Source organism: Actinocatenispora comari, assembly GCF_017312725.1.
Classification (GTDB): domain Bacteria; phylum Actinomycetota; class Actinomycetes; order Mycobacteriales; family Micromonosporaceae; genus Actinocatenispora; species Actinocatenispora comari.
This window is the reverse complement of record NZ_BOPO01000002.1, coordinates 89016-104131: the sequence shown is the minus strand read 5'-3', so window position 1 is coordinate 104131 and position 15116 is coordinate 89016. Positions and strand designations below refer to the sequence as shown.

The 15116-nt window shown below is 74.7% G+C and carries 16 protein-coding genes; 5 read left to right on the top strand and 11 right to left on the bottom strand.

Annotated features, from left to right (window positions below; translation table 11 throughout):
- Positions 1–4: 4 nt before the first annotated feature.
- On the bottom strand, positions 5–577 hold the full coding sequence (locus NUM_RS00890) for a TetR/AcrR family transcriptional regulator (RefSeq protein WP_207122537.1): 573 nt from the start codon (positions 575–577) through the stop codon (positions 5–7).
- A 145-nt stretch (positions 578–722) separates the two neighbouring features.
- Between NUM_RS00890 and NUM_RS00885 the strand changes: the two genes are divergently transcribed.
- Entirely contained in the window at positions 723–2039 is a 1317-nt protein-coding gene (locus NUM_RS00885; protein WP_370466915.1) for a cytochrome P450, read from the top strand.
- A gap of 73 nt (positions 2040–2112) precedes the next feature.
- On the opposite strand, the gene NUM_RS00880 is transcribed toward NUM_RS00885, so the two are convergent.
- Positions 2113–2514 carry a nuclear transport factor 2 family protein gene (locus NUM_RS00880; protein ID WP_207122536.1) on the bottom strand — a complete coding sequence of 134 codons (402 nt, stop codon included), beginning with the start codon at positions 2512–2514 and terminating at the stop codon, positions 2113–2115.
- A gap of 143 nt (positions 2515–2657) precedes the next feature.
- On the opposite strand from NUM_RS00880, the gene NUM_RS00875 reads away from it, so the two are divergent.
- Positions 2658–3194 carry a TetR/AcrR family transcriptional regulator gene (locus tag NUM_RS00875; protein WP_207122535.1) on the top strand — a complete coding sequence of 179 codons (537 nt, stop codon included), beginning with the start codon at positions 2658–2660 and terminating at the stop codon, positions 3192–3194.
- Between the two features lie 41 nt (positions 3195–3235).
- Here NUM_RS00875 and NUM_RS00870 read toward each other — a convergent pair whose 3' ends face one another.
- From NUM_RS00870 to NUM_RS00855, 4 genes are all read right to left on the bottom strand, one after another.
- The gene (locus tag NUM_RS00870; RefSeq protein WP_207122534.1) at positions 3236–4120 is read right to left on the bottom strand and encodes an MBL fold metallo-hydrolase; all 885 of its coding nucleotides are present in this window, start codon (positions 4118–4120) and stop codon (positions 3236–3238) included.
- A gap of 79 nt (positions 4121–4199) precedes the next feature.
- The gene (locus tag NUM_RS00865; protein WP_207122533.1) at positions 4200–4991 is read right to left on the bottom strand and encodes an ABC transporter permease; all 792 of its coding nucleotides are present in this window, start codon (positions 4989–4991) and stop codon (positions 4200–4202) included.
- The gene (locus NUM_RS00860) at positions 4988–5965 is read right to left on the bottom strand and encodes an ABC transporter ATP-binding protein (protein ID WP_225918243.1); all 978 of its coding nucleotides are present in this window, start codon (positions 5963–5965) and stop codon (positions 4988–4990) included. The genes NUM_RS00865 and NUM_RS00860 overlap by 4 nt, the downstream gene beginning before the upstream one ends.
- A gap of 276 nt (positions 5966–6241) precedes the next feature.
- The gene (locus NUM_RS00855; protein WP_207122532.1) at positions 6242–7126 is read right to left on the bottom strand and encodes an RDD family protein; all 885 of its coding nucleotides are present in this window, start codon (positions 7124–7126) and stop codon (positions 6242–6244) included.
- A 94-nt stretch (positions 7127–7220) separates the two neighbouring features.
- Between NUM_RS00855 and NUM_RS00850 the strand changes: the two genes are divergently transcribed.
- Positions 7221–8216, top strand: a complete 996-nt coding sequence (locus NUM_RS00850; RefSeq protein WP_207122531.1) for a stage II sporulation protein M — start codon at positions 7221–7223, stop codon at positions 8214–8216.
- 5 nt (positions 8217–8221) lie between these two features.
- On the opposite strand, the gene NUM_RS00845 is transcribed toward NUM_RS00850, so the two are convergent.
- The gene (locus NUM_RS00845; protein WP_207122530.1) at positions 8222–9370 is read right to left on the bottom strand and encodes an epoxide hydrolase family protein; all 1149 of its coding nucleotides are present in this window, start codon (positions 9368–9370) and stop codon (positions 8222–8224) included.
- Positions 9371–9560: 190 nt separating this feature from the next.
- Here NUM_RS00845 and NUM_RS00840 point away from each other — a divergent pair, with 190 nt between their 5' ends.
- The gene (locus NUM_RS00840; protein WP_207122529.1) at positions 9561–10100 is read left to right on the top strand and encodes a TetR/AcrR family transcriptional regulator; all 540 of its coding nucleotides are present in this window, start codon (positions 9561–9563) and stop codon (positions 10098–10100) included.
- Positions 10101–10225: 125 nt separating this feature from the next.
- Here NUM_RS00840 and NUM_RS00835 read toward each other — a convergent pair whose 3' ends face one another.
- From NUM_RS00835 to NUM_RS00825, 3 genes are read right to left on the bottom strand one after another with little or no spacing between them, the layout of a single operon-like run.
- On the bottom strand, positions 10226–10870 hold the full coding sequence (locus NUM_RS00835) for a response regulator transcription factor (RefSeq protein ID WP_207122528.1): 645 nt from the start codon (positions 10868–10870) through the stop codon (positions 10226–10228).
- Entirely contained in the window at positions 10861–12015 is a 1155-nt protein-coding gene (locus tag NUM_RS37575) for a sensor histidine kinase (protein WP_207122527.1), read from the bottom strand. The genes NUM_RS00835 and NUM_RS37575 overlap by 10 nt, the downstream gene beginning before the upstream one ends.
- A 9-nt stretch (positions 12016–12024) precedes the next feature.
- On the bottom strand, positions 12025–13302 hold the full coding sequence (locus tag NUM_RS00825) for a VTT domain-containing protein (RefSeq protein ID WP_225918242.1): 1278 nt from the start codon (positions 13300–13302) through the stop codon (positions 12025–12027).
- A 278-nt stretch (positions 13303–13580) separates the two neighbouring features.
- On the opposite strand from NUM_RS00825, the gene NUM_RS00820 reads away from it, so the two are divergent.
- Entirely contained in the window at positions 13581–14333 is a 753-nt protein-coding gene (locus NUM_RS00820; protein WP_207122526.1) for a DUF2306 domain-containing protein, read from the top strand.
- 114 nt (positions 14334–14447) lie between these two features.
- Here the strand turns inward: NUM_RS00820 and NUM_RS00815 are convergent, their stop codons facing one another.
- Complete coding sequence (locus NUM_RS00815; RefSeq protein WP_207122525.1) at positions 14448–15077, bottom strand: VOC family protein; 630 nt, start codon at positions 15075–15077, stop codon at positions 14448–14450.
- Positions 15078–15116: the final 39 nt, after the last annotated feature.

Genomic DNA, 15116 nt, shown 5'->3' with positions numbered 1-15116 from the left:
GCGGTCACGGCGTGGCGGCGAGGCCGGCGAGGGTGGCGCGGACCAGGCGGCGTACCGCGGCGGCGCTTCGGCCGCGGGCGGCCTCCAGCGCGTGCAGGCAGAAGCCGGCGAGCTCGTCGGCGTGCACGTCACCGGGCAGGTCGCCGGCCGCGGCGGCGTCGACGATCAGCTCCCGGACGAACTCGTGCAGGCGGTGGTGCGCGGTGGTGACGTGCGCGCCGCGGTGCAGCATCGCGGCGGCCGGATCGGCCGGCGGGTGCCCGGCGCGGTTCGCCTTCGCGTATGCGGTCAGGACGGCGTCGAGGCGGGGGCCGGCGCCCTCGGTGCGGTCGCGCACCCGGACCAGCTCGGCCAGCTGGGCGTCGATGCGCCGGTCGTGCCAGGCGACGAGGATCGACTCGACGTCGGGGAAGTACTTGTACAGCGTGGCGCGGCCGATGCCGGTGTCCTTGGCGATCTGCGACATCGTGACGCCGCTGAGCCCGTGCTCGGCGACCAGCGCGGCGGTGGCGGCGATGGTCGCCTCGCGCACCGCGTCGCGGTGTGCCTCGATCGTCTGGCTCCAGATCTTCGGCATGCCGGTAGCGTACACGATGGACAGGTAGAAGACATCTGGCTTGACAGAGACAATGTGTATTGAAAAACTGGGGTGACCAGGGCGGTGCGTCGCCGCCGAACCCCGATCGTGCCGAGGTGCCGCCGTGTCCCAGCCCGAACCGCAGATCCCCGACGGCTCCGCCGCGACCGCCTCCCGAGGCCCGAGCGGTGCGGCCGCGACGCTCGTCGAGCGGTTGCTCGCGCCCGCCGGCCGGGCCGACCCGTACCCGCTCTACGCCGAGGCGCACCGGCTCGGCCCGGTGGCCCGGATCGCCGACACGCTGTACCTGGTCACCGGGTACCAGGCGGTCGACCAGCTGCTGCGCGACCCGGGCTTCGGGCTGTACACGATGGCGACCGGGCAGGGCGGCGACGGCCCCCTCGACCTGCTGAACCGCTCGATCCTGCGCGCGAACCCGCCGGACCACCCGCGGATGCGGTCGCTGATCGGGAAGGTGTTCACCCGGCGCCGGGTGGCCGCGCTCGCCCCGCAGGTCGAACGGGCGGTCGACGACCTGCTCGACGAGCTCGCCGCCGAGCGCGGGCCGGTCGACTTCATGGACCGGTTCGCGTTCCGGTTGCCGGTCACGGTGATCTGCGCGCTGCTCGGCGTCGAGGCGCGCGACCACGCCCGGTTGCGGCCGCTGGCCGCCGACCTGACCGAGGTCCTCGAACTGACCGGGCCGACCACGCCGGCGGCCGAAACGGCCGCGAAGGACCTCGCCGGACGGTTCGCCGGGCTGGTCGCCGCGCGCCGGGCCGAGCCGCGGGACGACCTGGTCAGCGCGCTTGTCGCGGTACGCGACGCCGACGACGGGCGGCTGTCGGACGCCGAGCTGCTGGGCAACCTGATCCTGCTGCTGGTCGCCGGGTTCGAGACGACCACCAGCCTGCTCGGCAGCGGCCTCGCGCTGCTGCTCGACCGCCCGGAGCTGCTCGCCACCCTGCACGCCGCCACGTCGGCCGCCGCGACCGCTCCCTCGACCGGCGCCGCAACCGCTCCCTCGGCCGGCGCCGCGACCGAGCCTGGTACCGGCGACGCGGCGGTCGCCGGGTTCGTCGAGGAGGTGCTGCGGTACGAGTCGCCGGTGCAGGTGCTGACCCGCACCGCGCTGGTCGACGGGCGGTCCGTCGCCGACCAGCCGGTACCGCGGGGTGCCGACCTGATCGCCCTGGTCGGCGCCGCCAACCGGGACCCGGCCCGCTATCCGGACCCGGACGTGTTCGACCCGTCCCGTGCCGACGTGCGGCCGCTGAGCTTCGGTGCGGGGGCGCACGTCTGCCTGGGCAACAGCCTGGCCCGGCTGGAGGCGACGGTGGCGTTCACCCAGCTGGTACGCCGGTTTCCGGCGATCCGCGCCGCCGGCGATCCGGTGCGGCGGGACCGGCTCGTGCTGCGCGGCCTGCAGTCCCTGCCGGTCCGGCTCGGCGCCGCCGGCTGACGGTCGGTGCGGCACTGCTCGCCGGTACGGGTCGCGGTGCTCGCCGGCACGCGTCGGTGCCGCGGGCCGACGCTCAGGGCTGCAGCGGGACGCGGCGGGCGCGCACCGTACGGTGGCTGATCCGCCAGCCGTCCGCGGTGCGCACCACGGTGTCCTCGTAGGTGGCGCTGCCGCAGCTGTGGTCGGTGTGGATCGCGATCGCCTTGGACCACGCGCGTACCTGGCCGTCGGCGAACTCGGTGAGCACGGTGTTGGTGACGTGGTGGCCGAGCGGGTTGGCGGCGCCGAGGGCGTACCCGGCGTCGATGACGGCCGTGACGCCGTGCAGCACGCCACCCCCGACGTCGCTGACGTCGTACGCCACGTCGGCGGTGAACAGCTCGCGGAGCCGGTCCAGCTGTCCGCTGTCCGCGTACAGCCCGTGCAGGTTGATCAGGTCGGTGATGGCGACCCGGTCGTCGGTGGTCAGGCTCATCGGCGTTCCTCCTGCCCCGGCACGCCGCCGCGGGCACGACGCACCATGCTGATGATTCGCTCGGTCATGGCTACACTGGCACTATCCGGGGAACTCCCCGTTTCAACGTACTGGGGAGATCCCCACTTGTCCAGGAGGCGCCCGTGGCCGCACGCCGGGTCGACGCGACCCGCAACGCCGAGCGGCTGCTCGCGGCCGCGCGGGAGCTCTTCGACGAGGCCGGCCCGGACGTACCGCTGGACGAGGTGGCGCGGCGGGCCGGCGTCGGCAACGCCACCCTCTACCGCAACTTCCCGACCCGCGGCGACCTGCTCGTCGCGGCGTACGCCGACGAGGTGGCGCAGCTGTGCGCCCGCGGCGACGCGGCGACCACCGCGGACCCGGCGGAGGCGCTGTTCGACTGGCTCGGTGAGTTCGTCGCGCACGTCGCCACCAAGCGCGCGCTGGCGCACGCGGCCACCAGCGGCGAGCAGCGCACCGAACGGTTCGACGAGTGGCACGCGGCGATGCACCGGACCGCGGCCGGGCTGGTCGACCGGGCCCGCCGGTCCGGCGCCGTCCGCCCCGACCTCGACCCGGCGGACCTGCTGGCCCTGGCCAGCGGGGTCGCACTGGCCAGCGGATCGCCCGCGCGGCTGCTCGACCTGGTCCGGTACGGCGTCGAGACCCGGCCGGGCTGACCGGTCGGCGCGCGGCGGCGACGTGCCGCCGCGGTGACCGGTCAGCGGGACAGGCGACGAAGCGGGCAGCGGGTGGTGGCCGGCAGCGCGACCGGCCGGTGCGCGGTCGGGGTCAGGTCGGCGGCGACGTCGAACGGGTCGCGCAGGTGCGCGGGGGCGAGCGGCACGCCGTGCTCGGCCGCGTACCGCAACACCCGGCGCCGGCTGTCGGCCGCGGTGCCGGGCCGCGTCTCGTACCGGTAGGGCAGCTCCGGCCAGCGCGCCTGGGCCGGGTGCACCAGCACGTCGCCGGCCAGTACCGCGCCGTCGGTGAGCACGCTCTGGTGGCCCGGCGTGTGGCCGGGCGTGGGCAGCAGCCGGTAGCCGCCGGGCATCGTGGTCTCGCCGTCGACCACCCGCAGCTGGCCGGCCGCCCGCACCGGCGCGACCAGCCGCGCGTACGTGCCGGTCCCGGCGACGTGGTCGAGCTCGGCGCGCTGCACCACGTACTCGGCGCGCGGGAACAGCGGCCCGCCGGCACCGGCGTCCCCGCCGGCATCCGCGTTCCCGTCGGCGTCGGAGCCGGGGGCGGGGTGGGGAGCGACGTTCCAGCCGGCGTGATCGAGGTGGACGTGGGTGAGGACCACGGTGTCGATCTCGGCCGGGCGCACACCGGCCTCGGCCAGCAGCGCCGGCAGCCGCCCGGTGGTACCCAGCCAGTCCGCGCCCGGTGCGCCGGCCGGCCCGACGCCGGTGTCGACCAGCGCGGCCCGGCCGCCGTCGGTGAGCAGGAAGCAGTGCACGTGCAGTACCCAGCCGGCCGGTGCGGCGTTGCCCGGTGCGGCGCCGGCGGTCCAGTCCCGGTGCCGCGCCGCCCATCCCGGCAGCGCCTCCTCGACCGGCTCGGGAAACACCGCGACCGCGTCGCACAGCATCGTCACGTCCACGGCCCGTTCCTACCGCAGGCGCGGGCGGGCCGGCATCCGCCGTGCGGCTCCTGCCGGACCCCGGGACACGTCCCGGCGGTCAGGTGAGGCGGGTGGTGCGGGTGGCGACCGCGGCCGGCAGCACCGTCCAGAACGCCAGCACCAGGTACGGGCCGGGGCCCGGCGCGGTGCCGGCGGCGAGCGCGTCGGTCAGGCCGTTCGCGAGCGCCCCCGAGGGCAGCAGGCCGACCACGTCGGCCAGCCCCGCCGGCAGCGACGACGCCGGCACCGCGATGCCACCGGCGAGCAGCAGGACGAACCACACCGCGTTGGCGACGGCCAGCACGATCTCGGCCCGTACCGACCCGCCGAGCAGCACGCCGAGCGCGCCGAACGCGAGGGCACCCAGTACCAGCAGGGCGATCGACTCGCCGACCCCGGCCAGCTGCGGGGACCAGCCGAGCAGCGCGGCCACCGCGCCCAGCACGATCAGCTGCACCACGATGACCAGTACGCCGGACAGCACCCGGCCGGCGACCAGCAGCCAGCGCGGCAGGGCGGTCGCGGCGAGCCGCTTGAGCACCCCGTACCGCCGGTCGAAGCCGAGCGAGATCGCCTGGCTGGTGAAGCCGGTGGACATGATGGCGAGCGCGATGACCCGCGGGGTGACCCAGTCGACCCGGGGCGTACCGACGTCGATGATCGGCAGCTCGGTCAGCCCGACCAGCAGCGCCAGCGGGATGATCAGGGTCAGCAGCAGCTGCTCGCCGTTGCGCAGCGCCAGCTTCGTCTCGGTCGCCGTCTGCGCGAGCAGCATCCGGCCGAGCCGGCCACGTCCCGGCGCCGGCGTGAACGTCCCCACCGCGAACCGTGGCTGAACATGTTCGGTCATCGCAGCTCCCGGCCGGTGAGGTCGAGGAAGACGTCCTCCAGGCTGCGGTACGCCACCCGCAACTCCTGTGCCAGCACGTCGTGCTCGGCGCACCAGGCGGTCACCGCGGACACCTCCGCCGGGCCGATCGGACCGACCAGCTCGTATCGGCCGGGGGCGGGTTCGGTGCCGGTGCAGCCGGCCGGCAGCCGGTCCAGCAGTTCGGCGATCGGCAGTCCGGAACTGGCGCGGAACGCCAGCCGCTGCCGGCCGCCGCTCTCGCCGGTCAGCTCGGCCGGGGTACCGGCGGCGACCAGGCTGCCGTGGTCGATGATCACCACCTGGTCGGCGAGCGTCTCCGCCTCGTCCATCAGGTGCGTGGTCAGCAGCACGCCGACGCCGTCGGTGCGCAGCGCGTCGACCAGCTCCCAGACCAGCCGGCGGGCCTGCGGATCGAGCCCGGCGGTCGGCTCGTCCAGGAACACCAGCTCGGGGCGGCCGACCACGGCGCAGGCCAGCGACAGCCGCTGCTGCTGCCCGCCGGACAACCGCTTGTACGGGGTGCGCAGCGCGTCCCGCAGGCCGAGCACGTCGAGCAGCCAGTCGGGGTCGAGCGGGTGTGCGGCGCAGGCGGCGACGAGCCGCAACATTTCACCGGCCCGTACGCCCGGGTAGGCGCCGCCGCCCTGCGGCATCACGCCGATGCGGGGGCGCAGCGCGGCGCCGTCCCGGTTCGGGTCCAAGCCGAGCACCCGGACCCGGCCGCCGTCGGGGCGCTGGAAGCCCTCGCAGATCTCCACCGTGGTGGTCTTGCCGGCGCCGTTGGGGCCGAGCAGGGCGAGCACCGTACCGCCGGGCATGGTCAGGTCGAGCCGATCGACCGCGGTGCTGGTACCGAACCGTTTGACCAGGTTGGACACGGCGAGGGCCGGGGTGTCGGTGGAGTCCGGCCCGGCGTGGACAGTCGCGCCGTGTGGCGTCGCATCCTCGCTCACCGTCGCAGCGTATGCCGGTGCGTACCGGTGACCGGCGTCGGGGAGCGCCGGGTGCCGACCTGGTCACTCGGGGGCCGGCTCGACCGGACCGCCCGGTCGGCGCCCCGTTCGCGTGGCGAGAGTCTGCAATCCGCGCCGTGAGCCGCAACAAATGGTGGAAGATCGGCGAACCCGCTTGACACCATCATGATTCTCAGTAACTCTACGACTACGGAACGTGAATCGGTGGTTCGGGTGCGGCACGAACCACGGTGAAGGCGCGGGGCGGACGAGGTTTCACGGTACGGGGGGCACTGTGAAGCCACGACCGCCCCGCGCGCCGCTCCCCGCCCCGGCCAGCTCGGCCGCCGGATCCGGCGCCGGCTCGGCCAGGATCCGGGCCGCGATGCCCCGGCGCACCGCCTGCCGGTGCAGCGACCGCCGATGCCGCTCCGCCACCACCGCGGCAAGGTACGCCCAGCCCGGGGTGCCGGGCGGCGCCGGCGGCGTCGTCTGCGCCGCCACCTTCGAGGCCAGCGCCAACCCGAGCCTGGTCCGCGCCGGCTCACCGATCCGCCGGTTGCGGGCAAGGTAGTGCCGCACTGTGTTGGCCAGCTGGTCGTCCAGCCCGGTCAGGTCCAGCCGCTGCGCCCAGCCGGCCAGCCGCGGCGGCATCGTCGGCACCCACCCCCACGACTGCGGGCTGCGCTCGTGCACCACCAGGGTGCCGGCGGCGAGATCGCCCAACCGCCGGCCGGACCGCTCGCCGACCATCACCGCCAGGCACAGCAGCCAGCTCAGCGGCGGGACCAGCAGCCCCGGCCACTCCACCGCGAGCCCCACCAGCGCCCGGGTCAGCGCGTGCCGGAACCCGATCGGGCCGCCGTCGACGCGCACCACCCGCAGCCCGAGCGCGAGCTTGCCGACCGACCGGCCACCGGTGAGCGTCTCCACCAGTACCGGCGGGGCGAGGAAGACCAGCACCGTGGCGACCACCACCACGCCGTGCGCGAACGCGCTGGAGCGCGACAGCATCAGCGGCACCGCCACCGTCGCCACCAGCAGAGCGAACGGCACCTGCAGCGACAGGTCGAGCACGAACGCGAGCGTCCGGGACCCGAGCCGGGCCGGCCGCAGCTCGACCGCGACGGCCTCGCCGTCCACCACCGTCCCGTCGCCCATCCGCACATCCTGCGGCATCCCGTCCAGTCCCGACAACCGCCGCACGGCCGATCGGCGGCGGCCCGGCATGGCGGTGCGACCGTATGCTGCCGGGGTGGATCTGGACGCCTTCGTCACCGAGCACCGGGACGAGTGGCGCCGGCTGGAGGCGCTCTCCGGCCGGCACCGCCCGGACGCCGGCGAGGCGGACGAGCTGATCGCGCTCTACCAGCGCACCGCCACCCACCTGTCGATGGTGCGCAGCCAGGCGCCCGACCCGGCGCTGGTGGCGCACCTGTCCCGGCTGGTGCTGCGGGCCCGGGCCAGCATCACCGGCGGCCGCTCGTTCCACCCGAGCGACCTGCTGCGCTTCGTCACCGTCACCTTCCCCGCCGCGGTGTACCGCACCTGGCGCTGGTGGTGCACCGTCGCGGTGTCGTTCCTGGCCGTGTCCACCGCGCTGACCGCGTGGTTCGTCGCGCACCCGGAGGCGCTGCGGGCGCTGATCGGTGACGGCGGCGCGCGCAGCCTCGCCGACCACGAGTTCGCCGACTACTACCGGGCCGCGCCGGCGCAGGACTTCGCGTTCGAGGTGTGGACCAACAACGCGCTGGTCGCCGGGCTGTGCCTGGCCGGCGGCATCCTGCTGCTCCCCGTGCTGCTGGTACTGGCGCAGAACGCGCTGGTGGTGGCCGTCGACGGCGGCGCGATGCTGGGGGAGGGGCGCGCCGACGTGTTCTTCGGACTGCTCGCCCCGCACGGGCTGCTGGAGCTGACCGCGGTGTTCGTCGCCGCCGGTACCGGGCTGCGCATCGGCTGGTCCTGGGTGGCCCCCGGGCCGTACCTGACCCGCGGCCAGTCGCTCGCCGGCGCCGCCCGGTCCGGGATGGTGGTGGCGCTCGGGCTGGTCGGAGTGCTCGCGGTCAGCGGCGCGATCGAGGCGTTCGTGACCCCGTCACCGCTGCCGACCGGCGCCCGCGTCGGCATCGGCGTACTCGCGCTCGCCGCCTTCCTGGGCTACGTGGTGGTGTTCGGCCGCCGCGCCGCCGCCGTCGGCGAGACCGGCGACCTCGCCCCCCACCTCCGCGAAGCCACCGCCCCGGCCGGCTGAGGTCGTCACCGGAGCGGGCGGAAGAACGCGCGGATGTCCGCGGCGAGCAGCTCGGGCGCCTCCCAGGCGCCGAAGTGGCTGCCGCGCTCGATGGTCTGGTAGCGGGTGACGGTGAAGACCCGTTCGAGCCAGGAACGCGGCGGGACCGGCTCGCGCGGAAAGCCCACGAAGCCCAGCGGTGGGGCGACCCGCTGCCCGGATGCGTACCGGTTGGGGCGGAGCCGATTCTCGTAGTAGAAGCGCATGGACGATCCGATCGTTGCGGTGAACCAGTAGATCGAGACGTTGGTCAGGATCTCGTCGAGGGTGAACACGCTGGTCACGTCGCCGTGTGAGTCGCTCCAGGCACGCAGTTTCTCCACCATCCAGGCGGCGAGGCCGCTCGGCGAGTCGGTCAGGCCGTACGCGGCCGTCTGCGGCTTCGTCGAGTGCAGCCGGTGATAGCCCCCTTCGGCATCGAACCACCTTGCCATCGTGGCCGCGAACTCCCGCTCCTCGGGGCTCAGCGGCGGTTCGCCGTCGCCCAGCGGCGGTTGGTAGAAGCCGGGGACGAAGTTGAGGTGCATGCCGGCCAGGCGGTCGGGGGCGCGGCCGGCAATCCACATGGCGACGGCGGCACCCCAGTCGCCGGCCTGCACGCCGAACCGGTCGTAGCCGAGTGCGGTCATCAGCTGCGTCCACATGTCCGCCACCCGTTCCGGGCCGGTTCCGGGCCGGACCGGGGGTGCGGAGAAGCCGTAGCCGGGCAGCGAGGGGGCGACGACGTCGAAGGCGTCGGCCGGGTCGGCTCCGTGACCGGCCGGATCGGTGAGCAGCGGGATGATGCGCCGCAGGTCGAACCCGGTGCCGGGCCAGCCGTGCCCGATGAGCAGCGGGAACGGCCGGGGCCCGGTGCCGCGCTGGTGGATGAGGTGGGTGCGGAGCCCGTCGAGCCGGGCGGTGAACTGCGGTAGCTGGTTCAGCTCGGCCTCGGCGGCGCGCCAGTCGAAGCCGGTACGCCAGTGCTCGGTGAGGCGCTGGAGAAACGCGAGGTCGGTGCCGTCCTGCCAGTCGCCGACGGGCGACGGGTCGGGCCACCGGGTCGTGCGCAGCCGGCGCTGCAGGTCGTCGAGTTGATCTTGTGCGATGGCGATCCGGAACGGTGTCACGTGCATGACCTGGACACTTCGATTCTGTGACGGCGGTGGAACGGGGCCGGTCCGGCGCAGTCGGTGGTCTGGTGCTCTCCCACCAGGGCCGCGGCTAGACTTTCGGACCATGGGTCCAGAGCGTAGCACTGTTTCGGACCGCCGGTCCGAAACTAGGTCGGCCCGCACCGGCCGGCCGCCGGCGTCGCGGGCGGCGATGCTCGACGCAGCGGCCACGGTGTTCGCGACCACCCCCGCGCCGGAGTCGGTCACGATGGGCACGATCGCGGCTGCCGCGGGGGTCGGCAAGGGAACGCTCTTCCGGGCGTTCGGAGACCGGGACGGGTTGCTGGACGCGCTCGCCGCGGAGCGGTTCCGCCCCCTGCGTACCGCCGTCGAGCACGCCGAGGGCGACTTCGCCACCGGTCGTCCCGCCGTACGGCGGATCGTCTCGTTCCTCGATGCGGTGTTGAGGTTCAAGCTGGAGAACCACAACCTGATGCGGGCGCGCGAGGCGGCCTCGGTCACCAGCCGCTCGTCCGACCGGTACCGCTGGACATACGACGTGCTCTGCGGCATGCTCGCCGACGCGCTGCCGGCCTCGACGCACCGATCACCGCACTACCTGGCACACGCCCTGCTGGCCCTGGTGCAGATCGACCTCGTCGACGAGCTGCTCGCCGGCGGGTTGTCCCCCGACGAGCTGCGCCGACAGCAGGCCGCCCAGGTCACCGCGGCGCTCGCCATCCGGTCCTAGCCGCACCACGACCCGCCCGCGCCGCGTCGCCGTCAGCCATCGCCTGCGCCCGGCTCGGCGCCGGCGAACCGTACGGGCGCGGTCGGTGGGCCGCGGCCGGAGAGCGGGCCGGAACGTGCCGGTGGTCAGGTGTCGAGGTAGCGGAGGATGGCGAGGATGCGGCGGCTGTGGGTGGGGCTGTCGGGCAGGTCGAGCTTGGCGAAGATCGCGTTGACGTGCTTCTCCACCGCGCTGCGGGAGACGAACAGCTGCCCGCCGATCGACGCGTTGGTGTGACCCTGCGCCATCAGGTCCAGTACCGAGCGTTCCCGCTCGGTGAGCCGGGACAGCGGGTCGGTGTGCGTGGTGGCGGCGAGCAGCTGACGGACCACCTCCGGGTCGAAGGCCGTGCCGCCGGTGCCGACCCGTACCAGCGCGTCGAGGAACTCGCCGACGTCGACCACCCGGTCCTTGAGCAGGTAGCCGACGCCGGCCGGGTCGCCGGTGAGCAGCCGCGTCGCGTACCGCTTCGCCACGTACTGGGAGAGCACCAGCACCGCGACCTCGGGCCACTGCTGTCGGATCGTCAGCGCGGCGCGCAACCCCTCGTCGGTGTGCGTCGGCGGCATCCGTACGTCCAGCACGGCCACCTGCGGCCGGTCCTCGGCGACCGCGGCGAGCAGCGCGTCCGCGTCGCCGACTGCGGCGACGACCTGGTGGCCCTCCTCGGCCAGCAGCCGGACCAGCCCCTCGCGCAGCAGCGCCGAGTCCTCCGCCAGCGCTATCCGCACGACGGCTCCGCGGTGGGGGTCGGGATCTCGGCGGTGACCAGGGTGGGTCCGCCGGGCGGGCTGGTCACCGAGAGCCGGCCGTCGACCGCGGCGAGCCTGCGGGCCAGCCCGGACAGGCCGGGGCCGGCCGGGTCGGCGCCACCGCACCCGTCGTCGCACACCTCGATGCGGATCCTGCCGGCCGCCTCGGTCAGCCGTACGGTCGCGGCGTGCGCGGCGGCGTGTTTGGCGGCGTTGGTGACCGCCTCGCACACCACGAAGTAGCAGGCCGCCTCGATGCCGGCCGGCGGGCGGGCACCGAGCCGGTGGTCCAGCCGTACCGGCAGGCCGGCGCGCTCGGCGACCGACTCCAGCGCCGCGGACAGGCCGGCGGAGTCCAGCGCCGACGGGTACACCCGCCAGGCCACCTCGCGCAGCTCCACCAGCGCCTGGCGGGACTCCTCGTGCGCGGCGCGCAGCAGGTCGGTGGAGCGCTGCGGGTCGGTGGCGCGGCGGGCCCGGCCGAGCAGCATGCCGAGCGCCACCAGCCGCTGCTGCACGCCGTCGTGCAGGTCGCGTTCGATCCGGCGGCGTTCGCCGTCGACCGCGGCGACCACCTCGGCCCGGCTGACCGACAGCTCGTCGATGCGGTGCTCCAGGGCGGCGCGACCGGGCCGGACGGCCCAGTTCGCCCAGCGCAGTTCCAGCGCGGCGACGGCGATCATCCCCTGTACCGCGAGGAACGCGAGGACCAGCCCGGCCACCGTGAGGTAGCCGACGACCGGCAGGGACGGCGTGATGTCGTCCAGCGGGTGGCCGGTCAGCCAGCCCGTCACCAGCCGCGCGCCGGTCACCAGGCCGGCGCCGAACAGGGTCAGCACGGCGCCACCGAGCAGCCCGAGGCCGAGCCGTACCAGCAGGTAGCCGACGCTGCGGGCGAGGTGCGGCGGCACCGGTGGAGTGGCGGGCCAGCGGGCGGCACGGGACAGCTCGGCGGCGGTCAGCCGGCGAAGCGCGGCGGCGATCGTCCGGCGCGGTGCCGGCCGGCCCAGGGTGACCAGCACCGCGAGCCCGGCCACCGCCAGCGCCAGCGCCTCCACCGGTACGGTCAGCGCGCCGACCAGCAGCGCGGCGACGGCACGGGCCGGCCGGGACAGGTACCGCACGGGGGCAGCCTAGGCCCGGCCGTCGGGCTCGGTGGGCCGGGACGAGCCGTAGACCGTGCCGCGGAACCGCTTCACCAGCGTCGGCTCCCCGTCGGCCGCCGGCCGCCCGTCCGCGGTTCGATCGGAGCCCGGGTACGGGTGGGCCTCCGGCGCCGGGCCGGCCGCGTGGCGTGGCGTGGCGGGGTCGGCCGACGCGTGCTGCGGCGGTCCGGAGGTGGCGCCGGCCGGCGGGAACCCCGCCGGCGAGTGCGCGCCGGAGTAGCCGGACCCGGCGGACGGACCGCCGGACCGGTGTTCGGGCCGCTGGTACCCGCCGCTCTCGTCCGGGTGGTTGCCGTCGCGGCCGTCCGGGCCGTACCCGGCGCGGTACCCGGTGCGCCCGGCCGGCGGTTGCCCGGCGCGGCCGTACGGGTCGGGACGGCCGTATGGGTCGGGACGGCCGTACGGCTCGCGGTGGCCGGCCGGGTCGCGCTGTCCGGCAAGGTCGCGCTGGTCGGCAGGCTCGCGGAGGTCGGCAGGCTCGCGGTGGTCGGCCGGGTGGCCGGTGGGCAGGCCGTAGCCGGCCGGGCCGGGGTCGTCGTCGACCGCCAGCGCGGCGAAGCCGGGATGGTCGTCCGACTCGTCGGGGCCGGCGGCGGCGCGCCGGCGGCGCAGCAGCCGGGAGATCACGAAGTACGCGATGGCGGCCACGATCAGCACGATGATCGCCTTGGAGAAGTAGCTGCCGTACTGCTCGACCTTCTCCCAGTTGGCCCCGAGCGAGTACCCAGCCAGCACGAACACGGTGTTCCAGATCGCCGAGCCGGCCGCGGACAGCAGCGTGAACTTCAGCAACGGCATGCGTTCCAGCCCGGCCGGCAGCGAGATCAGGCTGCGGAACACCGGGATGAACCGGCCGAAGAACACCGCCTTGGTGCCGTGCCTGCGGAAGAACGCCTCGGTGCGTTCCACCTCGTGTACCTGCACCAGCGGGATCTTCGCGGCCCAGCGCAGCACCCGCTCGCGGCCGAACGCCGCGCCGATGTAGTACATCGCGATCGAGCCGACGATCGAGCCGATCGTGGTCCAGACCAGCGCCGCGTACAGGTTGATGCTGCCGCGGCTCGCGGCGAACCCGGCCAGCGGCAGGATCACCTCGCTCGGCAGCACCGGGATGATGCTGTCCAGCGCGTTCGCCAGGCCCGCGCCGGGGCTGCCGGCCACGTCCATGATCTTGGTGGCCCAGTCGGCGACGGTACCGGCGAGGCCGCCGCCGGTGCTGCCGTCCGCCAGCAGGATCAGGCTCACGCGCGCATCCCCCTCGTCGCACCGCCGAGTCGGCGTCGGTTCATGCGGACCAACGCTACGGGGCCGGACTGTGCATCCGCCATGTGGACGCGCTCCCGGTCCACCTGTGGACAACCGCAGTACGCAGCGTTCACCGTGCCCTTGCCGTGCCCGGACACGGGGGCTGACCCGACCCCGGGCGGGGTGAAGGCGTCAGGTCGGGTTGGGGAGGTGACGCCAGGGTGTCGGGCCGCGATCCGGACGAAAGTGGTGGCGAGCCCAGCGAGGAGGAGACCCCGATGAGTCAGACCCAGGTGCGTCCCGCGCCGACCCCGGCCCGGCGCCGGTCGCGCGGCTGGTGGCTGGTGCCGTTCGCGGCGGTGTGGCTGCTGATCCTGTCGTACATGCTGTCGGCCTACCTGCCGCCCGAGATGCGCACCAGCCGGATCCCGGTGGCCGGCCACCCGGTGCACTACTGGCTGCTGGTGGCACACATCGGTACCGCCACCATCGCCACGCTGACCGGGTTCGGGCAGTTCTGGCCGTGGCTGCGGCGCACCCATCCGCGGGTGCACCGCTACGTCGGCCGGGCGTACTTCTTCGCCGGGGTGTTCCCGTCGCTGGTGCTGGCGGTGCCGGTGGCGCTGCTGAGCTCGTTCGGGTTCGCCAACATGGCCGGGTTGCTGGCGCTGGACGCGGCGTGGGCGGTCACCGCGGTCGCCGGGCTGCGCGCCGCCGTGCAGGGCCGGTACCCGGATCACCGCCGGTGGATGATCCGCAACTTCGCGGTGACCCTCGCCTCGCTGGCGTCCCGCCCGTGGCAGCTGCTGATGTCGGTACTGGTGTTCGGGTTCGCCGACAGCCCGATCTACCACGGCAACACGCTGGCGATGATCCACGACGTGGCGAGCTCCAGCGTGTGGCTCGCACTGGCCGGCAACCTCGTGGTGGTCGAGATCTACCTGGCCCGCCGGTACCCGCACCGGGTGGCCCGGGCCGTGCCGCGGGTGCGCCGGGAGAAGGCACCGGTGCTGGAGTCGGTGTCGCGCTGAGGTACCACCGGACGGTCGGACGGCGTCGAGGGGTCGCCGCCCGGCCGCCGCGGCCTGCGGGCCGGCGCCGCCGCCCGGCGCCGCGGCCTGCGGGCCGGCGCCGCGGCCCGGCGGTCAGTGCCCGTGGGCCGGGGTGGGCGCCAGCGCCGGGGCCCAGGCGAAGCCGTCCGGGTCGGCGAAGGTACCGGCGTCGGCACCGATGGTGAGCCGGTGCGAGCCGGTGCCGCCGGCGTCGACCCCGAGGTCCTTGGCCGCCGCGCGCCGGGTGTACAGGGCGAGCTTGATCGGCGCGGTGCCGAACTCGACGTACTTGCTGCCGAAGCTCTTGGTCAGCGGCAGGCCACGGCCGAGGTAGTACTTCTTGGTCGCGCCGACGTCGGAGGCGCCGAGCAGCAGCACGATGTCGTCCACCGCCCGGCTGTCCGGGCCGGTGTTCTTCTTCTCCGAGGTGGCGATCTTCCAGATCACCCCGTACGGGTCGCGCAGCACGCTGCTGTAGCCCCAGAAGCCCTTCGCGGCGGGCTTGAGCGCGGTCGCGCCGCCGTCGATCGCGGTACCGGTCAGGCTGTCCACGATGCTGGGCTGGGCCACCACCAGCGACACCGCGAAGCCGCGGAAGCCGGTCGTGGGCGGCTGCCCCTCGCGTACCCGGATCCGGTCGCCGACGCCGAACGCGGCGGCGTAGTAGGCGTCGGCGGCCGCGGTGTCGGCGACGTCGATGGTCAAGTGGTGAATCGCGGTCATGACAGGCTCTTCTCTGTACGGATCGGGCCGGTCCGGAGG

Coding starts and splice junctions, on each gene's coding strand:
- NUM_RS00890 (WP_207122537.1), bottom strand. CDS start 577: ATGCCGAAGATCTGGAGCCAGACGATCGAGGCACACCGCGACGCGGTG.
- NUM_RS00815 (WP_207122525.1), bottom strand. CDS start 15,077: ATGACCGCGATTCACCACTTGACCATCGACGTCGCCGACACCGCGGCC.
- NUM_RS00855 (WP_207122532.1), bottom strand. CDS start 7,126: ATGGGCGACGGGACGGTGGTGGACGGCGAGGCCGTCGCGGTCGAGCTG.
- NUM_RS00845 (WP_207122530.1), bottom strand. CDS start 9,370: ATGCACGTGACACCGTTCCGGATCGCCATCGCACAAGATCAACTCGAC.
- NUM_RS00865 (WP_207122533.1), bottom strand. CDS start 4,991: ATGACCGAACATGTTCAGCCACGGTTCGCGGTGGGGACGTTCACGCCG.
- NUM_RS00880 (WP_207122536.1), bottom strand. CDS start 2,514: ATGAGCCTGACCACCGACGACCGGGTCGCCATCACCGACCTGATCAAC.
- NUM_RS00820 (WP_207122526.1), top strand. CDS start 13,581: ATGAGTCAGACCCAGGTGCGTCCCGCGCCGACCCCGGCCCGGCGCCGG.
- NUM_RS00840 (WP_207122529.1), top strand. CDS start 9,561: ATGCTCGACGCAGCGGCCACGGTGTTCGCGACCACCCCCGCGCCGGAG.